The organism is Peptoniphilus sp. Marseille-Q6390 (assembly GCF_965119475.1).
The window spans coordinates 41,259-64,316 of the sequence record NZ_CBCPLS010000001.1; the positions used below are offsets into that span (position 1 = coordinate 41,259).

The window sequence follows — 23,058 nt, forward strand, 5'->3', positions numbered from 1 at the left end:
ATAAATAGAGGGAGGAAGATTATGAAACCAATTATAGGAATTTCTGTTAACTCACTAAGAGATATTTCTCAAAATGACGTTGGACAAATTGGAGTAGAAGGTCAAGACTGGCAACTTATAGCAGCAGATTATATTAGGGCAGTTGAAAGGAATGGCGGGATTCCAATTTTAATTCCAAACATAAAGACTATGGAAGACATGAGAATAGTTTTAGATAAGATTGACGGCCTACTTTTATCAGGTGGTCACGATGTAAATCCAAGGACTTACAACGAGAGAAACTCTGGCAAGGCTGGCAAGTTCGACAACATAAGAGACCACGAAGAAATCTTTATGACAGAATATGCCCTTGAAAAGGACATCCCCTTCTTGGGAATTTGTAGGGGACTTCAAATCTTAAACGTTACACTTGGGGGAACTATCCACCAAGACCTACCATCAGCAGGTTTCCCAGCTCACTCAATGAGTAATTCGCTAAGAAACGAACCATCACATGAGCTTAAGGTCTTAGAAGACACTCCACTTTTTGATATTTTTAAAAGAGAAGAAATCTGGACTAACTCCTACCACCACCAAGGCATAAACGAACTTGGTAGGGGACTAAAGAAGGCAGCCCTATCAGAAGAAGGCCTAATAGAAGCAGTTTACTTAGAGGACAAAAAATTTGCCCTTGCAGTCCAATGGCACCCAGAAATGATGTACGACGACAAGGAAATGAATATGATTTTTGAAAAATTTATTGAAGCTTGCAAGTGAGTTTATAAATTTTTGATATTTTTTTGTTATTAAATTAATTAACGCAATCTAGAATTATGATTTTATTTTATAAAAGTTTTATATGTAAATTGTAATTAATACAGATTCATATTATTTCAAACGAGATCTTATTCTATAAAAAAATAAAAATAAAAGACAGCCGTAAAAAATCCAATTGTTTGAGCGAAGCGAGTGACATTACCTAACCCATTTTGTTTAAAAAATGGTGTTAGGTAAGTTCGCAAATTGAAGCTTGCGATAATTTGTGTACCTTTTTTATTTAGGCTGTCTTATTTTTATTTTGTAATGGAAGGCCCCTGCCAGGCCGTTGGGATTGGGGGGAGGTTTTAGGAGGGGGAAAGAGTCATTCCAAGGACCCCTGCGTGCCCGAATGGGTATTACTCCCCCTCCTAATAATAAAAAAACATATTATTGAATAAAAAAATCCTAGATTTTTATTTATTTTTTTAAATTATTTTTATTCAAAATAATCAATTATGCCATTTACAGCGATGCCAGTGGCCTTGTGATAAACTACTCCCTCACAATAGGTCCAGTTTTCTTTTCCTACTTTCTCCTTTGCTTCTTCGTAGTCTTTTTTCTTGGCTATTTCTATTGTACCTGGAATATGGTTTGGTCCCTTTTCGATGTAGACTACATCTTTTTCATAGCCAGGAATATCTTCAAGCTTGTGGGTGAAGTCCTTTAGGCCCTCTTCCTGAGCCTTGTAAAATAATTCTTCCATTAAACTATCATAATTTTCTTTTACTTCATCAGCAAACATCAACTTGCCAGAGATGTCATCGTCACCCCTAGCCATTTTTTGAATAGAAGGTCCATAGCCTGCCCCATCCATAGCTTCAATCTTTTCATCAAAGACAAAATTTTTATCTTGATCTAAGACATAGCGAAGTTCCATAGGACTAGTGTAGCCAGATTCGCTATTAAAAATTCCATTCTTGTAGGAATAATTTTGATTAACTACAGTCGCAAGAAAAATTAATTTGCCATCTTCAAAGAAGTCCTTAACTAGATGAGTGTAATAAACTTGGTAGTCGCCTGGATTCTTCATAGTTTCAATATTTTGGACTTGATTTGAAAGTAGAAGGCCTAGGGCCTTGTCCCTTAAATTTTCTTCTGAATTTATAATTACTGAAGAGATTTTTTTGATTTCTTCATTTCTATATATTCCATCTTCTTTTTTCCTGGAGAGCTTTATCTTCCTTGAAGGATTGGAAATTATTATATCTCCCGAGATATTTTCACTTTTATTCACACTTTCATCTGTAAGTTCAGAATTTTTTAAAACTCTCATATAGTCGAAAGTGCTGAATTCTCCCACAATCTCTGAAGCTTGAGTTTTTTCTTTTTTATTTTCCCTATATATGTATAATTTTGAAATTTTATCCCTGGCTAACTCTTCCTTATATCTCAAATCTTTTCTAAATTTTTCTGACTCTTCTATTTTCTTTTTTTCAGCTATTTTTTCTTCATTGGAAATTTTATTTTTATTACATCCTGTAAAAAATATAATTGCAATTAATGAAATAACAATAAATTTAAATTTCTTCATGTCTACCTCCTTTAAGTAGATATTATAATAAAGTTAGGTTAAATACAACAAGAAATGGGGTCTTAGAGTCTTAAATTATGGTATAATAGTTGTAATTTTATTTAAGGGGGAAATTATGAGAGCCGTTATAACTGTAATAGGTAGTGACAAGATAGGTATTGTATATGAAGTAGTAAAGAAGATGGTGGAATTTGACTTAAACATTGTTGATATCACTCAAACAATTTTAGATGATTACTTCACAATGATTGTTATTGTTGATTTAACTAAGATGAACGTTGAATTCCAAGAAGTTGTTGACGCTTATGAAGAACTTGGCAAGGAACTAGACCTTTCTATAAGAGTTCAACACCAAGGTATCTTTGACAAGATGCACCAAATTTAAGGAGCAGACATGGATAGACAAAGAATTTTAGAAACTGTAAGAATGCTGGACCAAGAGAACCTTGACATTAGGACAGTTACTCTTGGGATTTCGCTACTAGATTGCATAGACAAGGACGGGGATACTGCCCGCAAGAAGATCTACGACAAGATAACAAAGTATGGCAAGCACCTTGTTGAATATGCAAACGAAGTTGGTCACAAGTATGGTGTTGAAATTGTAAATAAGAGGGTTTCTGTTACACCAATTGCCCTAATCGCTGGTGCAACTGATGATAAAGACTACATAGAATTTGCAAAGACTCTTGATGCTGCTGCAAAGGAAATTGGCGTAGACTTCATCGGTGGTTACTCTGCCCTAGTTCATGGAGAAATGACTCCTGCTGATGAAATTTTAATAAACTCAATTCCTGCTGCCCTTGCTGAAACAGAAAAAGTTTGCTCTTCAGTAAATGTTGGTACAACAAAAAATGGTCTCAACATGGATGCAGTTAAGCTAATGGGAGAAAAAATTGTAGAAGCTGCAAACTTAACTAAAGACGCAGACTCCATTGGTTGTGCTAAGCTTGTTGTTTTTGCCAACGCAGTTGAGGACAATCCCTTTATGGCAGGTGCCTTCCACGGAGTTGGAATGGGCGATGTAGTCCTTCACGTTGGAGTTTCTGGTCCTGGTGTTGTTAAGTATGCCCTAGAAAAGGTTAGGGGAGAAAGCTTCCACGTTGTTTCAGAAACTATAAAGAAGACAGCCTTTAAGATTACAAGACTTGGAGAATTAATTGGTACTGAAGTTGCCCAAAAAATTGGAGTTCCCTTTGGAACAATCGACTTATCCCTTGCTCCAACTCCAGCAATAGGAGATTCCGTTGCAAGAATCCTAGAAGAAATTGGAGTTGAATTTGCAGGTGGTCACGGAACTACTGCAGCCCTTGCCATGTTAAATGACGCTGTCAAAAAGGGTGGCATCATGGCATCTGACCACGTTGGTGGCCTATCTGGTGCCTTCATACCAGTGAGTGAAGACGAAGGAATGATTGAAGCTGCAAGAAATGGTCACATTGGCCTTGATAAGCTTGAAGCCATGACTTGCGTTTGCTCTGTTGGACTTGACATGATTGCAATCCCAGGAGACACAAAGGCAACTACTATTGCTGCAATTATTGCTGACGAAGCCATGATTGGAATTATTAACCAAAAGACTACAGCTGCTAGACTTATACCTGTTATTGGCAAAGGTGTTGGCGACGAGGCAACCTTTGGTGGCCTATTAGGATCTGCTCCTATTGTCCCAGTTCATCCAGGCAGTGCTGACAGGTTTGCAAACCGTGGTGGATATATACCAGCCCCAGTTCACAGCTTTAAAAACTAAAAATTAATAAGAGAAGAAAAAAGAAAGAGGTGTGTTATGAATAATAATTCAAAGGACATTGAAAAATTAACCACAGAGACCACTGAGTTTAATAGAGAAATTGGTGTCTTTGGTGGCGTAAGTATTATTGGTGGGATCATGATAGGATCAGGTATCTTCTATCTTGGCTCCTATGTTCTACAAAGGACGGGCATGAACTCTGGTCTTGCCCTTATCTGTTGGATTATTGGTGGACTTATCACCCTATTTGGTGGTCTTTGCTATGCAGAACTTGGTACTGCCATGCCAAAGGCTGGGGGAAGAATTGTCTACTTAAACGAAGCCTACCACCCAATAGTTGGATTTATTTCTGGCTTTACTGACTGGTTAGTTGGTGGACCAGGTTCCGTTGCCGCAGTTGCCATTGCCTTGATGTCAGTTTTCAAAAGTTTCTTTGAAATTTCTGACTTTGGAATTAAGATGGCAGCCATAACTTTGATAATTATTTTAACTATCTATAACATGCTTGGCGTTAAAGCTTCAGCAATTTTACAAAACCTATCCATGGTTGCAAAGCTTGTTCCCATTGGATTAGTAATGATAGCAGCCCTCTTTGTAGGTAAGGTTAGCCCAGACTTAAGTCTTGGAACAGCTTTTGAATACTCAAGGACAAGTGGAACAAATATCTTTGGCATGATAGCCATAGCTGTTGTTGCAACTCTTTGGGCCTACGAAGGATGGACTAACTTGAACACAGTTGCAGAAGAGATAAAGGAGCCTCACAAGAACCTACCTCTTGCCCTAATAGTTGGTATTGGTGGTATCACAGTTCTTTACACTCTATTTAACTTTGCAATAATGAAGGTTATACCTCACGAAGAAATCGTGTCAATGATAGATTCTGGCGACTTATATCTTGGAACAGAAGTTGCCAAGAGAGTATTTGGTCACGCAGGAGTAATAATTGTTAGTGCCGGCATGATTCTTGCCATGTTTGGAACTCTTAACGGACTTATTCTTGCTCAACCAAGGATGTACTATGCCATGGCAGTTGAAGGTCACTTCTTCAAGTCCTTTGCAAAACTTCATCCAAAGTATAAGGTTCCAACTGCCCCAATGATTGTACAATGTGTATTCTCTTGCCTACTTGTGCTTTCATCAAACCTTGACCAACTTACTAACATGGTTGTAATCACTGGAATGATTTTCTCAGTTCTTACAATTTTATGTGTTCCAATCCTTAGGAAAAAATATCCAAAGATTGAAAGGCCTTACAAGGTTTGGTTCTACCCTGTGTCTGTAGTTATTACAGCCCTAATTTTTGCAGGACTTGTTATCCAAGGTGCAATTGAAGATCCAATCACAGGACTTACTGGACTTATAGTCCCAATCCTTGGTGCAATCACTTATATGATTTTTGATGCTAAACTTAAAAGAGAGAAAAATGAGGGATAAGATGAAAAAATTATTTTACAACGGAAAAGTTTATGTCAATAGAGATGAATTTCAAGAGGCGATCTACCTTGAAGGAGAATTTATAAAAGAAGTTGGAAAAACAGAGGACCTTGTAAAAAAATATGACCAAACTGACGTAGAAAAAGTTGACCTTGAGGGCAGGACAGTTATACCTGGCCTCAACGACTCCCACCTTCACTTTATGCAATTTGGCGAAAGCATGAACCAAGTTGACATCGAAGGAGTTGAATCCATTGAAGAAATGATTGAAAGATGTAAACTTTTTATGGAGAAAAATCCTAAGAGATGCCAAAAGGGAATCCATGCCCTTGGTTGGAACCAAGACTTCTTTAAGGGAGACAAGAGGATACCAAATCGCTTTGACTTAGATAAAATTTCTACAGAAATTCCTATAGTTCTTGAAAGAGTTTGCGGCCACATAGTTTCATCAAACACCAAGGTTATAGAAATCCTTGGACTTACAAAGGACAGCCCACAATATCCCGACGGCGAATTTTTAATTGGCGATGACGGATATCCTAGTGGGGTCTACACAGCCAATGCCTGCAACTTTGCCAAGGATGTAATACCTGACTTCACTCTCGAAGAAAGACGTGAAATGCTAATAGAAACTATGGACTACGCAGTATCTTGTGGACTTACATCAGTTCAATCCAATGATGTTGGTACAACTTTTATGAATGGACCTGTGGCCTTTAAACTTTTAAAGGATATCTACAAGGAAAATAAAAAAATTAGATACAGACACCAAGTTTGCTTTAACGACTTTGGAGAATTTGAAAAATATTTGTCTGACGGAGAATACTCTAATAAGGACAAGGAATATGACACAAATTATTTAAAGCTTGGACCCTTGAAGTTATTTAAGGACGGGTCCCTTGGTGCAAGGACAGCCCTAATGCGTAATGGCTATAATGATGACAAGGACAATCACGGACTTCCTTGGATCAAGGACGAAGAGATGAGAAAGTATGTCAAGCTTGCATCAGAAAACGACCTTCAAGTTATAACTCATGTTATTGGGGACAAGGCCATTGAAGATACAGTTAAGTGTTATGAAGATTCCTTTGTCGATGGAGAAAACAAACTTCGCCACACTCTCGTTCACTGCCAAATCACTGATAGAGAATTAGTTGAAAGAATTGCAAGAGATGACATTTGTGTAATGGCACAACCAATCTTCTTGGACTACGATATGAAGGTTGTGGAAGACAGGTGTGGCAAAGAACTTGCATCAACATCCTATGCCTTCAAGAGCCTAAAGGACCTTGGTGCTCACGTTGCCTATGGAACTGATGCCCCAGTTGAAAACCTAAATCCCTTCCCAAATATTTACATGGCAGTAACTCGTAAGGACAAGAAGGGAAATCCTGAAGGAGGATTTTATCCTAAGGAGTGCGTAGATATCTACGAGGCCATTGATGCCTACACAGTAGAATCTGCTTATGTAGAATTCCAAGAAGACATCAAGGGAAGGATCAAAAAAGATTTCTTGGCTGACTTTGTAGTTTTAGACGAGGACATCTTTACAATTGACCCAATGGATATCAAGGACATTAAACCAAGGATGACAGTGGTTGGCGGAAATGTAGTTTATAAAAGATGAGGAAATATGACTTTAGAAATTAAGGGAATAGAAAATCTAAACAATAAGGAAAGACTTGACTATATGGTGGACTTTGGTAAAGCCACAATAAAAACTGAGGCCGACATGATAGCCATGATGGCAAACATCTCTTCCATAATATTTAATGTGGTGGAAGACTTAAACTGGGCAGGATTTTATCTTGTAAGAGAAGATGAATTAGTCCTAGGACCCTTCCAAGGTCTACCTGCCTGCACAAGACTTGCTGAGGAAGGAGTTTGCGTGGCAGCCTGGAAGGATAAAAAAGTTATGAGGATAGAAAATGTTCACGACTTTAAAGGTCACGTTGCCTGCGACTCGGCATCTAATTCAGAATTAGTCTTGCCTCTTATTGTGAATAATGAAGTCATTGGAGTCCTGGACCTAGACTCACCAAGCCTAGGTCGCTTTACAAGTCTTGAAGAAGAAAAATTTAAAGAGCTTGTAAGGTCCATGGAAGAAGAATTATCTAAATAAATTAGAGGAGGTTAAGCCTCCTCTTTTTTATTATAAAATTGTAAGTCTTTTTTTGATTTCTTGTATGAATTATTTAGAAGATTTGTAATTTTTACTTGCTATACTTAGGGCATAAAAATTATTAAAGATAAGGAGTAAAAAAATGAAAAGAAATCTTAAAAGAAAAATAAGTTCAATTGTTTTAGTAGGAGTATTAGCTTTAGGATTAGCTGCTTGCAGTAAAGCAAATGCAGCAGACTATTCAACAGGAATGGTATCCTATGAAGAAATCCAAAATGAATTTGCCCAAACTTGCAAAAATCTTACTTGGCCAGAAGGATACGAAGTGCCAAAAGAAATCGACGAGAAGAAAGACGGCTCAGTCTACCAAAAAGGATTTGGAAACACAAGAGCAAGTATGTATTGGGAAGCTGCTTGGGAAAAGGAATGGTTAAATACCTACAAAACTGATCCGGAAAGAGCCGAAAAAGCCTTAAGAGAATTAGAAAAAGCAAAGAAAATGCCTTATATGTCAGAAGCCTCTTGTGATGATGCAACAAGAGAATATTTCGCTAAAATGTTAGAAAAAGCTAAGAAGGGCGACCCAACAGGTATTGAAGAAAATATCAAATTAAATGCACCTGAATAAGATCTATATTTACTCGTCAATTGAATAATTAGAAAGTTAACCCCCAAAAAATTCTTTTGGGGGTTTAATTTTACAAGCAAATATAAAAACAGTATAATCGAAAATAAATAAAGATTTGCAGTTATTACTCATGAACTTATGACCATAAAAAATTAGAATGGAGTTAGAAATGAAACACTTTAGATTATCAGACATTATTATTTTTGTTGGAATTTATATTTTTGCAAGTTCTCTTGATGATAAAGACAAGAAGAAAAAATACTTGGGCATCATCCTAATATTTTTGGGATCCATCTTAAAGTTTTTGAATTATTAAAATTAAAAAATAAAGCTTAATAAAAAAATAAAATCACAGGAGACTTGCAAGCTAAGGAGGCAATATGAAAGACATAATCATTGTTGAAAATATTGAGAAGGCCTTTAAGGACAAGGAAGTCTTTTGTGATTTTTCTTTGTCTATAAGGGAAAAGACAGTCCACGCCCTTGTAGGGCCCAATGGATCTGGCAAGACAAGTCTCTTGAGGATCCTGACAGGAATTTACAAGTGCAAGGGCCATGTGGAAGTCAAGGGATCCTATGCCATGCTCCTTGAAAATGACTACCTCTATGAGGACAAGACTGGGATAGAAAATATAAATATTTATTCTCTCTACTTTAATTTTAGCAAGGAGGGCTACAAGGCCTACGCTGACATCTTGGGCATCACTGAGGACCTAGATAGGAAGGTGTCAACTTACTCCAAGGGGATGAAGAGGAAGCTATCTCTTCTCATCATTGTCCTAATGGATAGGGACATCATCTTCTTAGACGAAGTCACTTCGGGAGTTGATCCCCTATCTCGAGTTGAAATTAGAAAAATTATAAAAATTTTAAAGGACCAAGGCAAGACCATAGTCATAACTTCTCACGACTTGTCAGAGATTGAAAAAGTTGCAGACCTTGTGACCATGATTAAGGATGGAAAAATTTTATTCACCAAGGAAGTTTCTCAGCTTGGAGAAGGTCTTGAAGACTTATTTATTGAGGAGGGATCAAAATGAAAGACAAGGCTTTAAACAAGGCATCCAGATATCTAATCTTTAGGGACAAGGAAGTTATCATCAACACAGTTTTATTTCTTGTCATCACCTTTGCCTACCTTATCGGTCTTTACAAATTTCTTTTTGCGTACAAGGGAGAGGATTTTATCATCCTCATGACCTACGCCCTCATACTTGGTTTTGGGATAATTGGGTCCAACACCATCCTTGTGAATTTAAGTCTCAGGGACAAGCTAAGTGGAAGGCTGGAGTTTTTGCTTGGGACTGGACTTGACGTTAGAGAAATCATCAAGGCTTACTCCATAGAAAATTGGAGGATTTCATCTATTTCTTCCTTTGTAATTTTTTTTGGAACTTATGTAATTTGTAACTTGGGCAAGTCCTTTGTCGCCCTCTACCTTTCATGCATAGGCCTTCATTATTTTTTGATCTTGACCCTTAATGTCATGGCAATGTATAGGAAGAATTTTAAGTTTTTCAAAAATATAGTTTTCTTTAGCACAAGTCTTGGCATTTATCTCTTGGGAAATTTTTCTGGAAGGATTTTAAATTTCCTAGGCTCTATAAACTTGGACTTAAATATCTTTTTAATTCTTGTAAATGTAATTCTCGGACTTGGTTTAGGTGCCTATTCCCTTTACCAATATAGGAAGATGAATAACGAGAGGGTCATGGAGGTGAGCGCTCTTTGGTCTTAAAATTAATTGGTCTCGACCTAAAGAAGAGCTTGGACAAGAATGCCCTCTTAATGGGATTTTTTGGTCTGGTCTTTACCTTCCTTTCAAGTTTTTCTCTTGAAGAAGGCACAAGCCTATCAAGACTTATGGGGACAGAGGGTCTTGCCATCTTGTTTTTAATTTTTGCCCTTGAGTTTTCTAAGGGGACCCTCCAAGAGGACAAGGCGAGGAAGAAGATTGAGTTTGTCCTTGCCAATGGCCTTGGGATAAAGTTCCTAGTCATAAAATATTTTGGAGCCATTTACTTAGCAAGTCTTATTACACTCTTGCCAGCCTTCATATTTTTTGTCTTTAAGGCAAGGCTTGGGGTCCCTGAAATTTTTAACTTCTTACTTACATCAGGCCTCTACACAAATTTTTTAATTTTAAAAATTTTAAACACAGAGAACATGAACAAGATGGCGGGGATCCAAAACAAGATAATTCTTCTTGGCATCCTCATCTTAATGGTCTCAATCAATATTTATATTTTTACTTCTATGATAAAATTGTACTTGATAAGCAAGTTTTTAATTTTAATTGCTATAAATATTTTTGTTGCCCTTAGGACGAATAAGGAGAGAATTGGAGTGACCTACTTTTGATGGGGAAGAGAATTTTAAAAATTATAATTTGCCAATTTGCCCTAATTTTTTATTGGGCTTGGCTTTATAAAGCTGGGGACCTAATAGACAACCAGGCCCTCTTGAACCTAATGAGCTTCTTAATAATAGGGACTATTTACGGATTTATTCACACAGAGATAAGCAAGGAAGAAGACAAGAAAAGCCACGGAGCCTTTATTTTTCTTTCCTTTTTCCTTTTTGCCCTGGCCCTAAATAAAAATTTAAGTCCAATAATTTTTATGGGCCTGGGACTTGTAACCAGTCTATTTTATATTAAGAAGAACCTAAGACCTAATAGGGCTAGACACATTAGCGTCCTTCCAGTTTCAAGGAAGATGACCCAGGTGGCAAGTCTTGTCCTTCTACTCGTATTCACGGTCATAATTTATCTCCTGGACCTTGATGGGCCAGTGATCCATATTTTCTACCAAATAATATTTTTTGCCTACTGCCTCTTGTTCTTCCTCTTCTTAAAGGACAGGGAAGATGTCTATGAAGAAGTCTTTAAACTTTTTTATATGTCCGAATACCTTGGCGAGGAACGCGAGAACTTTGCAAGACTTATCCATGATGAAGTCCTCCAAGATATTTTTGCTGCTAAAAATTATTTAAGCTTGGCAGAACCGAGAGTGGACCTGGCAAGAGATATTCTTACCAACTTAAATGGAAGGCTTAGGGAGATAATGAAGTTCTATCAAACTAGGCTCTTTGAGGACTTTAGCATAGAAGAAAACATCCAAGGAGTTTTTGAAAATCTTGCCAGCCTTTATCCAGAGAAGAAAACTAAGATAGACCAAAAAATTTCTGATGGCCTAAGAGATAACACAAGCAAGGAAGAAGTTAGACTTATCTCGACAATTACCAAGGAGCTTGTCAACAACATCTACAAGCATTCAGAGGCTACCTATATTTTTTACAGGCTCTATGAAGATGAGGACTTTATACTTATGGAAGTTGAAAGCGACGGCATGAGAGAAGAAGACTTTAAAAACATCCAAGACTCCAAGAGGGGAGTCCTTCTTTTGAAGATGTTAATTAGGACAAAGGAAGGAGAAATTGCCTACGAGGACAGGGACGGAAGTCTTTACACGAGAATAAAAATAAGAAGGTACAGAGATGAAAATTCTTTTATTAGATGACCACAAAATTTTTGGCGAGAGCCTGAAAGTCCTCTTGGAAGAGAGGGGGATTTCTTGCACCTACACCAGTAGCATAAAAAATTTTTACGAAGAAGTAGAGGGAGACTACGACATCATCCTCTTGGACATAAACCTAAAGGAAGAGGAAACAGGCTTCGACATCTTAGACAGAATTCATGATAAAAATAAAAAAATTGTGATTTTGACTTCTTACGACATGATAAATTACAAGAGACTTGCTTTGGAAAAGGGTGCTATAGACTTTATAAACAAGTCCCTTGATGTGGATGAGGTCATAGAAAGACTAGAGAAGGTCTACAAGGATGAAAAAATTTCTTTTGATGATGAGGAAAAAACAATTGAGCCTCTTACAAAAAGAGAAGAAGAAATTTTGCTAGAAGTTCTAAGTGGTTTGACCAAAAAAGAAATTGCAGACAAGCTTTACATCAGCGAGAGGACCCTCTACAATCATCTTGCAAATATTTACGCAAAGCTAGGTGCCAAGAACGCTATTGAAGCCTACAAGATTGCCCTTGAGCTTGGCTACATCAGGCCCCTTATGTAAAAATAAAAAAACTAGGCCATAAAGACCTAGTCATAAATTTACTTATCTTCTGATATGATTTTATAAATTGCGTCAGAAGATTTTCTTTTTTTATCGCGAATTTTGTCATCCTTGGCGTAACCTATGGCGATGACAAGTCTAATTCTCGACCTAGTGCCAAGGTATTTTTTGAGCTTGTCTTCGTCAAACCAACCCATGATGCAAGTTGAAAGTCCAAGAGTAGTTGCTTCTGCTGTGAAGTAGGCTGCAGAAATTCCAATGTCAATGGACTTGTAGTCTTGGTCCTTGACAGAAGACCCAATCTTAGCAGTTAGGTTGTAATTTTCTTCTGTCACTATGGCAAAGGCATTTACATCCTTGGCAAAAGAATTCATTGTCCCTAGTTGCAAGTGTTCTTTAATGTTTTTTGCCTCATCTCCATACACAAGGTAATAAAAATAAGGCTGAGCATTGCAGGCAGAAGGAGCGAGCTTCATACTTTCAAGGCAGGCTTCGAGTTTTTCAACTTCAACTTCTCTGTCAGGGTCATAGGACCTGCAGGACTGTCTGACTTTTGCTAAATCTATAAAATCTTTAAACTCCATTTCATCCTCCTAAAAATTCATCCAAGTCTCCATCAAAGAAGAAAAATTCATCATCACGCATAAGGCAAGGGACCCCAACGCGATTTTCTTCTACAATCTCATCAAAGGCATCTGAGAAGTCTCTTTCCTTTAAAAATCTTTTGAGACTTGCCATAGAAGAAGTTATATCCACAATTTCACATTTGATTTCCTTCTTCTTAATTTCTTCTATTGCCGGTGGACAGTCTGGGCAAAGACTTGAAACAAAAAGTGTTAACATATTTTTTCCCTCCAAAAATTTATCTAGTGACCTATAAAAATCTTGGTCTAGCGATTTTTCCCTCTTAGGAATATTAGAGTAAATATTCCTATCTCTCATTTTCTTGTTGAAGTGACGGCTGGCAAGTAGGCTCATGATGTTATCGTCATCCACAAAGTCACCTTGAAAGTCAAGGACCCTGGCACACTTAGAAAGTCCAAGAGAGGCAAGTCCCCTGTCATTACTTATGACGAGGTCACCCTGTCTTGCGTGGTTGGCTATATAGATGTCGGCGGCTTCCTTGGATATGTCTACGTCCACGACTTGACCATAGGATGGCTTGAAGTCCTGGCTATAATTTTTTACAGTAACCAGTCTTGCCCCATATTTTTTTGAGAGATCTTCAACTATTTTTCTTATGGGCGAACCATCTGCATCTAATAATATTTTCATACTTATATTTTACCCCAAAGGGCAAGATTAGCTAGCACAATAATAAAAGTATTGAAATATTGTCTTATTTTATATAGACTTAGTTTAGGAGGTTAATATGAAATATATTTACAGAATATTTGTATTCCTTACTGTTGTACTCCTCCTTGGGGCTTTGGGACTTACCTTTATATTTGCACCAAGAGGACAAAAATTAGCTAACGAAAACAAAATTAAAAATAAAGATCAAGTGCAAGAGCCAGAAAAAATTTCTATCTTTAACGAGGATGAAGACATTGTAAACATCCTTCTAGTTGGAATTGATTCAAGCGAAGTTACTTATGAAAAGGACGAGGACTCCAAGAGGGCAGACACCATTATGCTCCTATCAATTGATCCAAAATACGACAGGGTTAGACTCCTATCCATACCTAGAGATACATACTACAAGTTAAAGGGTTATGACAACTACAGGATGAATGCAGCCTACTCTCGTGGTGGAATTGATCTACAAGTTTCCAGCGTTGAAGACTTTTTGGGTATAAAAATTTCTCACTATGTAACAGTTAACTACGAGGCAGTAAAGGAACTTGTTGATGCCATTGGTGGTGTGGAAGTTTACACTCCAGCCTACAAGTACACAGATCCTTCAACTATACCGCCTCTTGTAATTAATTTTGAAGAGGGACTTCACCTATTAAATGGAGAAGATGCAGTTAAATATCTTAGAATTAGAAAAATTTACAAGGACCAAGACCTTGACAGGATTAAGGCCCAACAAGGTTTTATAATGAAGATCTTCGACAAGATGAAGTCACCAAGGATGCTTCTTAAGCTTCCGAAATTAGTTTCCATTGCCAACAAGCACATTGAAACTGATATGAACTACGGACAACTTTCCTACCTTGCCTACTATGGTGTAACTCTTGATAGGGAAAATATAGGCATGACAACAGCACCAGGTCGCACAAAGAAAGGGTCTCCTCTTTACTTTGTTGACAAGAAGGACGCTATGTATGTTGCATCTGAACTAGAAAGACTTAGAAATAATTCTGAGGTCCAAGGAGAAGAGCCAAGGGACTACACAGAAGAAGAGCTTGCAAATATGACAGAGGCAGAGAGGGCAGAAGCTGAACAAAAGATGAGAGACAAGAAGCTTAGGGATAAGTTAAAGGAAGAGGCAATTCATGAAGACGAGCCTTCCAATGAAAATTCAAATCCTAATAAGACTTCAAAGACATCTTCAAAAACTACATCAAATAAAATTTAAAGGAACCCCGAGAGGGTTCTTTTTTTGTGACTTCTTACTACTTTATAAAAGCTTATGACCTTGTAGAAGTTTATGAATTTATAAAAGTTTACGACTTCATAAAAGTTTATGACTTTATAAAAACTCATAATTTCATAAAAACTTATAAGATCATAAGAATTCAAAAATAAAAACCTAGTACCTCATAAAAAATAAAAAAAATCACCAGTCGCCTGGTGATTAATGACTTATTCAGCCAAAATTTTTATTATATTTTTTACAACTTCCTTAGACTTTTCCATTTGGTCAAGGCTCACAAGCTCGTAGCGACCGTGGTAGTTGTAGCCGCCTGTGAAGATGTTGGGAGTTGGAAGCCCCATAAAGGAAAGCTTTGAACCGTCAGTTCCACCTCTCACTGGTCCAATCTTTGGCTCGACCCCTGCCCTTTCAAAGGCAGCCTTTGCCAAGTCGATAATTTCCATGTGGTCCTCAAGTTTTTCCCTCATGTTGTAGTATTGGTCTTTGATTTCAATTTTTATCCTATCATTGTATTTTTTATTTAAGAAGTCAGCAATTTCTTCAAATAATTTTTTCCTAGCTTCAAACTTTTCCCTTGAGTGGTCCCTGATGATGTAGGACATCCTTGTGGACTCAACAGAACCTTCCATGCTAAGAAGAAGGGAGAAGCCCTCGTAGCCTTCTGTGTATTCAGGTCTTTCGTTAACAGGGAGCATAGAATTAAATTCCATTCCTATTAGTTGAGAGTTCACCATAGTGTCCTTGGCAGAACCTGGATGAACATTTTTCCCTTGGATTTCCACCTTGCATGAAGCTGCGTTAAAGGTTTCATACTCAAGTTCGCCAAGAGGTCCACCGTCAACAGTGAAGGCAAAGTCTGCCCCAAAGTCCTTGACATTAAACTTGTCTGCCCCTCTGCCAATTTCCTCATCAGGAGTAAAGGCAATCCTTATGTCCCCATAGCTTGCATCTTTGTCCTTTAAAAGCTCTTCCACAGCAGAAACTATAATTGCAATGCCTGCCTTGTCGTCTGCCCCCAGTAGGGTATTTCCATCAGTAGTTACTATAGTTTGTCCCCTTAAGTCTTTTAAGAAAGGAAAGTCCTTCACACTTGTTGTAAAATCTTCATTTAGTTTAATATCAGCTCCGTCATAATTTTCTATAATTCTTGGCTTGACATCTTTTCCAGACATGTCGGGAGCTGTGTCCATGTGGGCAATAAAGCCCACAGTTTTCTTTGCCTTGACCCTGCCAGGGATCCTTCCATAGACGTAACCATTCCCATCAATTTCTGCTTCGATACCAAGAGAGCTTAGCTCTTCCACTAGATAATTGCCAAGGGCTAGCTGCCTCTCAGTTGATGGGCAAGTGCCTGAAGCCTCGTCGCTTGTTGTCTCAAAAGACACGTATTTTAAAAATCTATCTAACATATTTGTCATAATAACCTCCAATAAAAATATTTTATCACAAAGAAAAGCGACTGAGGGTCGCCTTAATTTTAATCAATCAAAATCATTTTTTGAAATTCTGTCTTCCACAGAATATTCATTGTCCAAAATTTCTACTTCATACTCTTCACTAAACATTGGGGATGACAAGATGTAGTCGGCAGTTGTTGCTGAAGTAGCAAGGGCAATGTTGTAGAGAGTTGAAATTCTTAAGAGGGCTTTGACGTCTGGGTCGTGAGGTTGTGCCTCAAGGGGATCCCAAAAGAAAATTAAAATATCAATTTGTGAATCTGATATCTTGGCGCCAAGTTGTTGGTCTCCACCTAGGGGACCTGACACAAGTCTTTTGACGTCGAGAGAAGTCTCGCGTGAGATAAGGGCTGCAGTTGTTCCTGTCCCAATAAACTTGTGACCTCTTAGTTCATCTTCGTGCCTCTTCACCCAATCAAGAAGTTCCTTCTTCTTGTGGTCGTGGGCAACAAGGGCGATAGTCTTTTTCTCTTTAACTTTAATAGATTTAACTTCCATAAATACCTCTTTAAATAAAATCTTGACTAAGCAATTTCTTTAATATATAATATCAAAGATTGAAATCCTTGCATAGTTTAAATACTATGCCGAAGACCATAAGGAGGTGAAAGTATGAATAAATACGAAGCGGTGATTATGTTTTATCCTGAAGTGGAAGAAGAAAAAAGAAATGCTTCCTTCGATAGACTTAAAAAAGTAATCGAAAAAGACGGAAAAATCAATAACATTGATGAATGGGGAATGAAAAAACTAGCTTACGCAATCGACTACAAAAAAGAAGCTTACTATATTTTCTATGAATTCGAAACAAAAGCAGAAGATATAGTTGAAATCAACAGAGTAGCGAAAATCATGGACCCAGTAATGAGACAAATGATTATCAAGGTTGAAGACTAAGGAGTTTTTATGAATAGTGTATGTTTAATCGGAAGATTAGCGAGAGATCCCGAACTTCGTTACGCACAAACTGGCACAGCAATGTGTCGTTTTACAGTTGCCGTAGATAGAAGATTAAGCAAGCAAAAAAGACAAGAAGCACAAGCTAACAATCAGCCAACTGCTGACTTTGTATCTTGTACAGCTTTTGGAGCTACTGCTGAGCTTATAGCAAACTATCACAAAAAAGGCAGCCAAATTGGAATCGAAGGTAGAATCCAAACTGGAAGTTACGAAAGAGATGGAAGAACAGTTTACACAACAGACGTTGTAGTAAATAATCTTACATTTATTGGATCTAGCCAAGGTGGGGGACAAGCACAAGGTGGCTTTAACCAAAACCAAGCTGGATTTAATCAAAACAACTTCCAAAACCAAGGTGGATTCAATCAAGCTGGCATGGCTAGCCCAGGACCAGTAAATTCTGCTTACGAAAATGATTTTTCAAAGAGCGATAACGATGACGATGGATTTTTCCCTGTTGATAATGACGATATTCCATTTTAAGGAGGGTAAAAATGCAAAGAAGATTTGGCAGAAGGAAAAAAGTAGATCCTTTTGAAAAAGATAAGACTAAAAAAATTGACTATAAAGATGTTGAAACACTAAGAAATTATATTTCTGACCGTGGAAAGATTCTTCCAAGAAGAATCACTGGCTTAAACGCTAAACATCAAAGAGAAATGACAGTAGCTATCAAGAGAGCAAGACAAATTGCACTTCTTCCATATAGCGCTGACTAATTAATATGATTTAAACTGTTGGGTAGTAACCCAGCAGTTTTTTTTATTGGAAATATCTAATTGGAAATTTTAAATCCTATATTTTAATTTAAATTTAATTTCTTTAATGTATAATCATACTAAAGAGACTTATTAGTAAAATATTTTAAATTTTAAAAAAGGAGGATTTTATGAAGAAGAAATTTATTTTGGGAGCATCGATCTTGGCTCTTGCTATCCCAACTTTTGTCACTGCAAATTCTAACATTAGGATTTGGATGAAGGGGGAAGTTATCAAGTCTGATGTGGCTCCCTACATTTATCAAGAGAGGACTATGGTGCCTCTTAGGGTGATTTCTGAAAATCTTGGAAAGGAAGTTACTTGGGATGGTGCCAAGAGATCTGTTAACATTAAGGATGAAAAGGGAAATGAGTTTTCTCTTATTATTGGTGGAAAGTTTATGGAAGATATTTCGGCAAATGTTGACAGGAAGATTGAACTTGATGCACCTGCTCTTATTAAAGACGACAGGACTTTTGTTCCCCTAAGGGCAATAGCTGAAGCCTTTGGCGAAAGGGTTGACTGGGACAAGGACAAGAGAGTTGTTGTAATTGGCGAGGGCTATGACACTAATAAGATAAAAGAAGAAAAGAAGGAAGTCTTAGACCCACTTGGTCTTGACTATCTTTACAATAAGGACATGGCAGGCAAGTCTGATGAAGAAAAGTCTAATTATGAAAAAAGAATGAGAGAAATGCCTTCAAAAGTTTTCAATGGATATAAGAATGGTGAGGTTGAAGGATGTCTTGCCTGGTTATCTTTTACAAAAGCTGGACAATCTTTTGATTCTGAATTAAATAAGAATCCATTTTTATATCCTAGAGAGTATGGACTTGGAATAGGTGTAACTGAAAGAGGTGAATCTATGTCAAGCTATGATGATTATGAAAAGGACGAGAAGTACAAAAGAGAACTCTTGGGTCTAGCTTCTGGTCCATGTATGGCAGGGCTTGAACATTTTGATTATTATTTAAACTTCGATGGGACTTTTAATTATTTTAGTCTTCCGCTTCACTATCAAGGTAACGCTCCTGAAATGTTAAAGGAAGTTAAGAATATTGTGGCACATCCTAAAAAGATAAAGTTTATAAAGGCTGATAAGAGTGAAATTGAAAAACTTTTAAAGACTCTTGACACGCATTACGATTAAGCTTACTAAAATATTTAAGTTATAGAGACTAGCTCAGGCTAGTCTTTTTTTATTTAAAGGCTTTTAAAAAATTTTTTTAAACAACACATAGACACACATCAATGTGTTATGTATAATATTTAGGGAGGTGGGCTTGTGTTAAATGAAAATATGGATAAATATATTGAGTTTTCTAAAAAAATAAAGATTTTGTGTGAACCAAAGAGACTTCAAATTATAGACCTTTTGTCTTGTAGAGACTTGTGTGCCTGCGAAATTTTAGAATATTTTCATATAAGTCAGCCAACTCTTTCAAGTCATATGAAAAAGTTGGAGGAAGCTAATTTTGTAGAGTCTAGAAGAGATGGGAAAAATATTTATTACAAGCTTAAAGAAGATAGTTTAAAGGATGTAAAAAATTTTATTGATGAGATATCTACAAATACTGAAGATTGTATTTGCAAGACTCAAGAATAGTTTTTATAAAAATTAGGGGGAAAGAGATGAAGAGAGAAAGAGAAGATATTAATTTTTTTCAAAGGTATTTGACCTTATGGGTATTGCTATGCATGGGAGTTGGGATTTTTTTGGGGAAATTTTTTCCGCAAATGACAAGCTTTGTATCCAGTCTACAAGTTGAGGGTATTTCTGTTCCCATAGCAATCCTTATTTGGATAATGATCTATCCCATGATGATAAAGGTAGATTTTGAAAGTATAAAAGAAGTTGGGAAAAACCCCAAAGGCTTATTTGTAACATGGGTTACTAATTGGCTTATTAAACCCTTTACTATGTTTGGGATTTCTTACTTATTTTTCTTTATAATATTTAAAAATTTGATTCCAGAAGATCTTGCCAAGGACTATCTTGCTGGAGCAGTTTTGCTTGGGGCAGCCCCATGTACTGCAATGGTATTCGTTTGGAGCACCCTTACTAAGGGAGACCCAGCCTACACTGTTGTGCAAGTTGCCACAAATGATTTAATTATACTTGTTGCATTTATTCCTATAGTGAAATTTTTGCTTGGAGTTTCTAATGTAATTGTTCCCTATAAGACCTTGCTTGTAAGTGTCTTGCTATTTGTTGCAGTGCCCTTACTTGCAGGTGTTGTTACAAGAAAATACGTTGTAGGGAAAAAAGGAAAAGATTATTTTGAAGAAGAATTTGTCAATAAATTTGACGGAATAACAACTATTGGTCTCCTACTTACACTTGTCCTAATTTTTTCTTCTCAAGCAGATGTAATTGTTGAAAACCCAGTTCACATTATTTTAATTGGGATACCTTTAATATTGCAGACAATTTTTATATTTACAATTGCTTATTTAGCTTCTAAATTCTTAAAATTACCTTTTAAGATAGCTGCGCCTGCGGGATTAATTGGAGCTTCAAACTTTTTTGAGTTAGCGGTGGCAGTTGCTGTTGCACTATTTGGTGTAGGTTCAGCGGCATCTCTTGCATGCACTGTTGGGGTTCTGACAGAGGTTCCTGTCATGTTATTTCTTGTTAATGTTGCAAATAATACTAGGAAATTTTTTCCTTAAAAGTTATAAGATTATTTAAAAATTATTTATAAGCATTTGGAGGGGAGTAAAATGAAGAAGGCAAAAGTTGCTTTTATTTGTGTCCACAATTCTTGTAGGAGTCAAATTGCAGAAGCACTAGGAAAGCTTTTGGCAGGAGATGTTTTTGAATCTTATTCTGCTGGCACAGAAACAAAGGATATAATAAATGAAGATGCAACTAGGTTGATGAAGGAAATTTATAATATTGACATGGAAATAAGTCAAAAGCCTAAAACTCTTGACAAGCTTCCTCCCATTGATATTGCCATAACAATGGGCTGTGAAGTATATTGTCCTTTTTTAGAAGCGAAATATAAGGATGATTGGGGATTAGAGGACCCATCTGGGAAGAGTGATGAAGATTTTAAAATAGTTATAGATAAAATAGAAAAGAATATAAAAAATTTAAGGGAAGATATTTTAGAGGGAAAATATAATTTTTAATAAGAGGCTAGCTTAGGCTAGTCTTTTTTTATTTGATTTTTTATAAAAGAGTAAAGACAATATCCAAGCAAAAATCCAAGAGCTTGCCTGTCCCAAAAGTCAAAATTATAATTTTTTATTTTTATTATTTCAAAGATTATTATAGAACTTGCCAAGAGATAGAAATATTTTCGATTTAAATTATTTGATTTTTCTAACTTATAGGCAAATAAAAATTCTAAGCTAATATAAAATATTGATTTTGTTAGGAATAAAAATTTCATACTATTATCAAGTTAATGATAACAAGAGTTTGTAAACTCTATGTAAAGACAAATAAAAAAGGGACCTCATGGGTCCCTCATTTCTATTATTTTATTAAAGAAATTATCTAAATACTAGATAAAGTATTGGCATTGAAATTACTATACTTAAAATAACTCTTTCGATCCAGATGATAATGTAATCTGAGAATTTTAGAGGTATTTCTGTTCCCATCATAACAGGGATTGATGCTGAGAAGAATAGGATTTCTGATACAGAAACTATAGCAACTAGCATTTTTGTTATTAGGCCAAGGCCAGCTTCTGCTACAAGTGGTGCTGGAAGAAGCATTTCTGCAATACTCATTCCAAGAGCTTGTGCAACCATAAGTGGTTCTTCCACCTTGGTGATTAGTGTAAATGGATAGAAGATGTAGCCGATGATGTCAAAGATTGGAGTGTACTCTGCAAGCAAAAGTCCAATCATACCCACGCCAAGAAGAGATGGGGCGATGTTAAGCGCCATTTTAAAACCATCGATAAAGTTGTCTTTTATAACCTTTCCTAGGGAGTCAGCGTTTTTATAAGCTGTCATACCTGCATCAAGGGCATCAGCGAAAGTAACTTTTTTCTTTTCTTCTGGTACATATTCCTTGCCTGAATAATATTCTTGTGGCTTCTTGTTAAGTGGGAAGATTCTTGCTGTGATTGCTGTTACTATGAAAGTAACAATAAGTGTAATCCAGAAGTAAGCTAGCCAGTAATCCATTAGGTCAAGGGTTTTTGCTACGATAATCATAAAAGTTGCAGAAACTGTTGAGAATCCTGTTGCTATAATTGCAGCTTCTTTCTTTGTGTAAGTGTCTTCCATGTAAACTCTGTTTGTGATTAAAAGTGCTAATGAATAAGAACCAACGAAGGATGCAACGGCATCTACTGCTGATCTACCAGGTGTTTTAAATACTGGTCTCATTACAGGTTCCATGAAAACTCCAATGAATTCCATAAGTCCAAAGCCTGTCAAGAAAGCAAGGAAGACTGAACCAATTGGCACAATTGTTGTTACAGATACCATGATTCCATTCCAAATAAGCGGAAGCATATCCTTGTCAAATATTCTTGCTGGTCCCTTATTTGTTAAATACATAAACACAAAGACAAGGGCAACTAATTTTAGTGCAAAGAAAACCATGTGAAGTTTACTTTTTTCCCATGACTTTGTCTTAATTGCATAAACTATACCAGTTATTACCATGAAAACTCCAAAGATTAAATTATAATTTGGTGCCTTCTTAACAAAAGATGTTAAGTGGTCAATAGGGATGGTGTTAGCCTCTCCAATTTTAATTGGCACGAAGAACATGAAAATTCCAAATAGTGCATATAAAACGAACATCAAGATGTCCTTCGAATTAAATTTTTTAGTTTCCATTATTATTCCTCCTTTAAAATAATAAAAGTTTATCAAATAACTATCCTTTTACTTTATTATAGCACAGCAATATTTAAGGTAAAGGTTTTCTGTGTTTTTATGAAACTTTTTATTTGTAACACTTTAGAAGGATATAAAGAATTTTTTGTTTGACTATTTAAAAAAATCACCTGTTGAAT

At 36.5% G+C, this 23,058-nt stretch carries 29 protein-coding genes; 22 read left to right on the top strand and 7 right to left on the bottom strand.

All coding sequences use genetic code 11. The features are described from left to right. The first annotated feature begins 21 nt into the window (after positions 1-21). A complete protein-coding gene (locus tag ACWPVO_RS00200) occupies positions 22-756 on the top strand; it encodes a gamma-glutamyl-gamma-aminobutyrate hydrolase family protein (protein ID WP_412428227.1) in 735 nt (244 codons plus the stop codon). A gap of 478 nt (positions 757-1,234) precedes the next feature. Here the strand turns inward: ACWPVO_RS00200 and ACWPVO_RS00205 are convergent, their stop codons facing one another. After that, positions 1,235-2,329, bottom strand: a complete 1,095-nt coding sequence (locus ACWPVO_RS00205; RefSeq protein ID WP_454205755.1) for a hypothetical protein — start codon at positions 2,327-2,329, stop codon at positions 1,235-1,237. Between the two features lie 115 nt (positions 2,330-2,444). On the opposite strand from ACWPVO_RS00205, the gene ACWPVO_RS00210 reads away from it, so the two are divergent. The 12 genes from ACWPVO_RS00210 (at position 2,445) to ACWPVO_RS00265 (ending at position 12,349) form a co-directional block, all read left to right on the top strand. Then, positions 2,445-2,714 (top strand): ACT domain-containing protein, encoded by a 270-nt coding sequence (locus ACWPVO_RS00210; protein WP_060799906.1) that lies wholly within the window; start codon positions 2,445-2,447, stop codon positions 2,712-2,714. Positions 2,715-2,723: 9 nt separating this feature from the next. Beyond that, complete coding sequence (locus ACWPVO_RS00215; protein ID WP_454205757.1) at positions 2,724-4,079, top strand: DUF711 family protein; 1,356 nt, start codon at positions 2,724-2,726, stop codon at positions 4,077-4,079. Positions 4,080-4,115: 36 nt separating this feature from the next. Continuing rightward, a complete protein-coding gene (locus tag ACWPVO_RS00220; protein ID WP_454205759.1) occupies positions 4,116-5,513 on the top strand; it encodes an APC family permease in 1,398 nt (465 codons plus the stop codon). 1 nt (position 5,514) lies between these two features. Then, the gene (locus ACWPVO_RS00225) at positions 5,515-7,140 is read left to right on the top strand and encodes an amidohydrolase (RefSeq protein WP_454205761.1); all 1,626 of its coding nucleotides are present in this window, start codon (positions 5,515-5,517) and stop codon (positions 7,138-7,140) included. Positions 7,141-7,146: 6 nt separating this feature from the next. After that, positions 7,147-7,635: a GAF domain-containing protein gene (locus tag ACWPVO_RS00230; protein ID WP_454205763.1), complete on the top strand. Its 489-nt coding sequence runs from the start codon at positions 7,147-7,149 to the stop codon at positions 7,633-7,635. A 142-nt stretch (positions 7,636-7,777) separates the two neighbouring features. Further along, positions 7,778-8,263: a hypothetical protein gene (locus ACWPVO_RS00235; protein ID WP_060799901.1), complete on the top strand. Its 486-nt coding sequence runs from the start codon at positions 7,778-7,780 to the stop codon at positions 8,261-8,263. 169 nt (positions 8,264-8,432) lie between these two features. After that, complete coding sequence (locus tag ACWPVO_RS00240) at positions 8,433-8,579, top strand: hypothetical protein (protein ID WP_454205765.1); 147 nt, start codon at positions 8,433-8,435, stop codon at positions 8,577-8,579. A 64-nt stretch (positions 8,580-8,643) separates the two neighbouring features. Next, positions 8,644-9,303, top strand: a complete 660-nt coding sequence (locus ACWPVO_RS00245; protein WP_412594196.1) for an ABC transporter ATP-binding protein — start codon at positions 8,644-8,646, stop codon at positions 9,301-9,303. Further along, the gene (locus tag ACWPVO_RS00250; protein WP_454205768.1) at positions 9,300-10,001 is read left to right on the top strand and encodes a hypothetical protein; all 702 of its coding nucleotides are present in this window, start codon (positions 9,300-9,302) and stop codon (positions 9,999-10,001) included. Before ACWPVO_RS00245 ends, ACWPVO_RS00250 begins: the two co-directional genes overlap by 4 nt. Beyond that, on the top strand, positions 9,992-10,624 hold the full coding sequence (locus ACWPVO_RS00255) for a hypothetical protein (protein ID WP_454205770.1): 633 nt from the start codon (positions 9,992-9,994) through the stop codon (positions 10,622-10,624). Before ACWPVO_RS00250 ends, ACWPVO_RS00255 begins: the two co-directional genes overlap by 10 nt. Beyond that, on the top strand, positions 10,624-11,784 hold the full coding sequence (locus tag ACWPVO_RS00260; protein WP_454205772.1) for a hypothetical protein: 1,161 nt from the start codon (positions 10,624-10,626) through the stop codon (positions 11,782-11,784). The genes ACWPVO_RS00255 and ACWPVO_RS00260 overlap by 1 nt, the downstream gene beginning before the upstream one ends. Next, on the top strand, positions 11,762-12,349 hold the full coding sequence (locus ACWPVO_RS00265; RefSeq protein ID WP_195444566.1) for a response regulator transcription factor: 588 nt from the start codon (positions 11,762-11,764) through the stop codon (positions 12,347-12,349). Before ACWPVO_RS00260 ends, ACWPVO_RS00265 begins: the two co-directional genes overlap by 23 nt. Positions 12,350-12,387: 38 nt before the next feature. On the opposite strand, the gene ACWPVO_RS00270 is transcribed toward ACWPVO_RS00265, so the two are convergent. Continuing rightward, entirely contained in the window at positions 12,388-12,933 is a 546-nt protein-coding gene (locus ACWPVO_RS00270; protein ID WP_454205774.1) for a nitroreductase family protein, read from the bottom strand. A gap of 1 nt (position 12,934) precedes the next feature. After that, complete coding sequence (locus ACWPVO_RS00275; RefSeq protein WP_454205776.1) at positions 12,935-13,624, bottom strand: DUF188 domain-containing protein; 690 nt, start codon at positions 13,622-13,624, stop codon at positions 12,935-12,937. A gap of 97 nt (positions 13,625-13,721) precedes the next feature. On the opposite strand from ACWPVO_RS00275, the gene ACWPVO_RS00280 reads away from it, so the two are divergent. Together ACWPVO_RS00280 and ACWPVO_RS00285 are read left to right on the top strand one after the other, a co-directional pair. Further along, a complete protein-coding gene (locus ACWPVO_RS00280; protein ID WP_454205778.1) occupies positions 13,722-14,873 on the top strand; it encodes an LCP family protein in 1,152 nt (383 codons plus the stop codon). 26 nt (positions 14,874-14,899) lie between these two features. Next, the gene (locus tag ACWPVO_RS00285) at positions 14,900-15,043 is read left to right on the top strand and encodes a hypothetical protein (RefSeq protein ID WP_454205780.1); all 144 of its coding nucleotides are present in this window, start codon (positions 14,900-14,902) and stop codon (positions 15,041-15,043) included. Between the two features lie 57 nt (positions 15,044-15,100). Here ACWPVO_RS00285 and pepT read toward each other — a convergent pair whose 3' ends face one another. Together pepT and ACWPVO_RS00295 are read right to left on the bottom strand one after the other, a co-directional pair. Continuing rightward, a complete protein-coding gene (gene pepT, locus ACWPVO_RS00290; protein WP_454205782.1) occupies positions 15,101-16,309 on the bottom strand; it encodes a peptidase T in 1,209 nt (402 codons plus the stop codon). A gap of 63 nt (positions 16,310-16,372) precedes the next feature. After that, a complete protein-coding gene (locus tag ACWPVO_RS00295; RefSeq protein ID WP_454205784.1) occupies positions 16,373-16,846 on the bottom strand; it encodes a methylglyoxal synthase in 474 nt (157 codons plus the stop codon). Between the two features lie 114 nt (positions 16,847-16,960). Between ACWPVO_RS00295 and rpsF the strand changes: the two genes are divergently transcribed. From rpsF to ACWPVO_RS00330, 7 genes are all read left to right on the top strand, one after another. Further along, complete coding sequence (rpsF, locus tag ACWPVO_RS00300; protein ID WP_195444575.1) at positions 16,961-17,245, top strand: 30S ribosomal protein S6; 285 nt, start codon at positions 16,961-16,963, stop codon at positions 17,243-17,245. A 9-nt stretch (positions 17,246-17,254) separates the two neighbouring features. Then, positions 17,255-17,791 (top strand): single-stranded DNA-binding protein, encoded by a 537-nt coding sequence (locus ACWPVO_RS00305; RefSeq protein WP_060799888.1) that lies wholly within the window; start codon positions 17,255-17,257, stop codon positions 17,789-17,791. An 11-nt stretch (positions 17,792-17,802) separates the two neighbouring features. Next, positions 17,803-18,027: a 30S ribosomal protein S18 gene (rpsR, locus tag ACWPVO_RS00310; RefSeq protein ID WP_005957053.1), complete on the top strand. Its 225-nt coding sequence runs from the start codon at positions 17,803-17,805 to the stop codon at positions 18,025-18,027. Positions 18,028-18,197: 170 nt separating this feature from the next. Beyond that, on the top strand, positions 18,198-19,217 hold the full coding sequence (locus ACWPVO_RS00315; protein ID WP_454205786.1) for a copper amine oxidase N-terminal domain-containing protein: 1,020 nt from the start codon (positions 18,198-18,200) through the stop codon (positions 19,215-19,217). Positions 19,218-19,352: 135 nt separating this feature from the next. Further along, positions 19,353-19,673, top strand: a complete 321-nt coding sequence (locus ACWPVO_RS00320; RefSeq protein ID WP_250342572.1) for an ArsR/SmtB family transcription factor — start codon at positions 19,353-19,355, stop codon at positions 19,671-19,673. 26 nt (positions 19,674-19,699) lie between these two features. Next, positions 19,700-20,740 (top strand): ACR3 family arsenite efflux transporter, encoded by a 1,041-nt coding sequence (gene arsB / locus ACWPVO_RS00325; protein ID WP_195444581.1) that lies wholly within the window; start codon positions 19,700-19,702, stop codon positions 20,738-20,740. Positions 20,741-20,791: 51 nt separating this feature from the next. Continuing rightward, on the top strand, positions 20,792-21,205 hold the full coding sequence (locus ACWPVO_RS00330; protein ID WP_454205789.1) for an arsenate reductase ArsC: 414 nt from the start codon (positions 20,792-20,794) through the stop codon (positions 21,203-21,205). 17 nt (positions 21,206-21,222) lie between these two features. On the opposite strand, the gene ACWPVO_RS00335 is transcribed toward ACWPVO_RS00330, so the two are convergent. Both ACWPVO_RS00335 and ACWPVO_RS00340 read right to left on the bottom strand, forming a co-directional pair. Then, on the bottom strand, positions 21,223-21,468 hold the full coding sequence (locus ACWPVO_RS00335) for a hypothetical protein (RefSeq protein WP_454205791.1): 246 nt from the start codon (positions 21,466-21,468) through the stop codon (positions 21,223-21,225). 103 nt (positions 21,469-21,571) lie between these two features. Then, the gene (locus ACWPVO_RS00340) at positions 21,572-22,879 is read right to left on the bottom strand and encodes a YjiH family protein (RefSeq protein WP_454205793.1); all 1,308 of its coding nucleotides are present in this window, start codon (positions 22,877-22,879) and stop codon (positions 21,572-21,574) included. Between the last annotated feature and the right edge of the window lie 179 nt (positions 22,880-23,058).

Excerpts from the sequence above, each read along its gene's own strand:
- pepT (WP_454205782.1), bottom strand. The coding sequence starts at position 16,309 with ATGACAAATATGTTAGATAGATTTTTAAAATACGTGTCTTTTGAGACA.
- ACWPVO_RS00340 (WP_454205793.1), bottom strand. The coding sequence starts at position 22,879 with ATGGAAACTAAAAAATTTAATTCGAAGGACATCTTGATGTTCGTTTTA.
- ACWPVO_RS00315 (WP_454205786.1), top strand. The coding sequence starts at position 18,198 with ATGAAGAAGAAATTTATTTTGGGAGCATCGATCTTGGCTCTTGCTATC.
- ACWPVO_RS00200 (WP_412428227.1), top strand. The coding sequence starts at position 22 with ATGAAACCAATTATAGGAATTTCTGTTAACTCACTAAGAGATATTTCT.
- ACWPVO_RS00330 (WP_454205789.1), top strand. The coding sequence starts at position 20,792 with ATGAAGAAGGCAAAAGTTGCTTTTATTTGTGTCCACAATTCTTGTAGG.
- ACWPVO_RS00210 (WP_060799906.1), top strand. The coding sequence starts at position 2,445 with ATGAGAGCCGTTATAACTGTAATAGGTAGTGACAAGATAGGTATTGTA.
- ACWPVO_RS00220 (WP_454205759.1), top strand. The coding sequence starts at position 4,116 with ATGAATAATAATTCAAAGGACATTGAAAAATTAACCACAGAGACCACT.
- ACWPVO_RS00225 (WP_454205761.1), top strand. The coding sequence starts at position 5,515 with ATGAAAAAATTATTTTACAACGGAAAAGTTTATGTCAATAGAGATGAA.
- ACWPVO_RS00270 (WP_454205774.1), bottom strand. The coding sequence starts at position 12,933 with ATGGAGTTTAAAGATTTTATAGATTTAGCAAAAGTCAGACAGTCCTGC.
- rpsR (WP_005957053.1), top strand. The coding sequence starts at position 17,803 with ATGCAAAGAAGATTTGGCAGAAGGAAAAAAGTAGATCCTTTTGAAAAA.
- ACWPVO_RS00280 (WP_454205778.1), top strand. The coding sequence starts at position 13,722 with ATGAAATATATTTACAGAATATTTGTATTCCTTACTGTTGTACTCCTC.
- ACWPVO_RS00295 (WP_454205784.1), bottom strand. The coding sequence starts at position 16,846 with ATGGAAGTTAAATCTATTAAAGTTAAAGAGAAAAAGACTATCGCCCTT.
- ACWPVO_RS00215 (WP_454205757.1), top strand. The coding sequence starts at position 2,724 with ATGGATAGACAAAGAATTTTAGAAACTGTAAGAATGCTGGACCAAGAG.
- ACWPVO_RS00335 (WP_454205791.1), bottom strand. The coding sequence starts at position 21,468 with ATGAAATTTTTATTCCTAACAAAATCAATATTTTATATTAGCTTAGAA.
- arsB (WP_195444581.1), top strand. The coding sequence starts at position 19,700 with ATGAAGAGAGAAAGAGAAGATATTAATTTTTTTCAAAGGTATTTGACC.
- ACWPVO_RS00275 (WP_454205776.1), bottom strand. The coding sequence starts at position 13,624 with ATGAAAATATTATTAGATGCAGATGGTTCGCCCATAAGAAAAATAGTT.
- ACWPVO_RS00230 (WP_454205763.1), top strand. The coding sequence starts at position 7,147 with ATGACTTTAGAAATTAAGGGAATAGAAAATCTAAACAATAAGGAAAGA.
- ACWPVO_RS00235 (WP_060799901.1), top strand. The coding sequence starts at position 7,778 with ATGAAAAGAAATCTTAAAAGAAAAATAAGTTCAATTGTTTTAGTAGGA.
- ACWPVO_RS00250 (WP_454205768.1), top strand. The coding sequence starts at position 9,300 with ATGAAAGACAAGGCTTTAAACAAGGCATCCAGATATCTAATCTTTAGG.
- ACWPVO_RS00245 (WP_412594196.1), top strand. The coding sequence starts at position 8,644 with ATGAAAGACATAATCATTGTTGAAAATATTGAGAAGGCCTTTAAGGAC.
- rpsF (WP_195444575.1), top strand. The coding sequence starts at position 16,961 with ATGAATAAATACGAAGCGGTGATTATGTTTTATCCTGAAGTGGAAGAA.
- ACWPVO_RS00205 (WP_454205755.1), bottom strand. The coding sequence starts at position 2,329 with ATGAAGAAATTTAAATTTATTGTTATTTCATTAATTGCAATTATATTT.
- ACWPVO_RS00260 (WP_454205772.1), top strand. The coding sequence starts at position 10,624 with ATGGGGAAGAGAATTTTAAAAATTATAATTTGCCAATTTGCCCTAATT.
- ACWPVO_RS00240 (WP_454205765.1), top strand. The coding sequence starts at position 8,433 with ATGAAACACTTTAGATTATCAGACATTATTATTTTTGTTGGAATTTAT.
- ACWPVO_RS00265 (WP_195444566.1), top strand. The coding sequence starts at position 11,762 with ATGAAAATTCTTTTATTAGATGACCACAAAATTTTTGGCGAGAGCCTG.
- ACWPVO_RS00305 (WP_060799888.1), top strand. The coding sequence starts at position 17,255 with ATGAATAGTGTATGTTTAATCGGAAGATTAGCGAGAGATCCCGAACTT.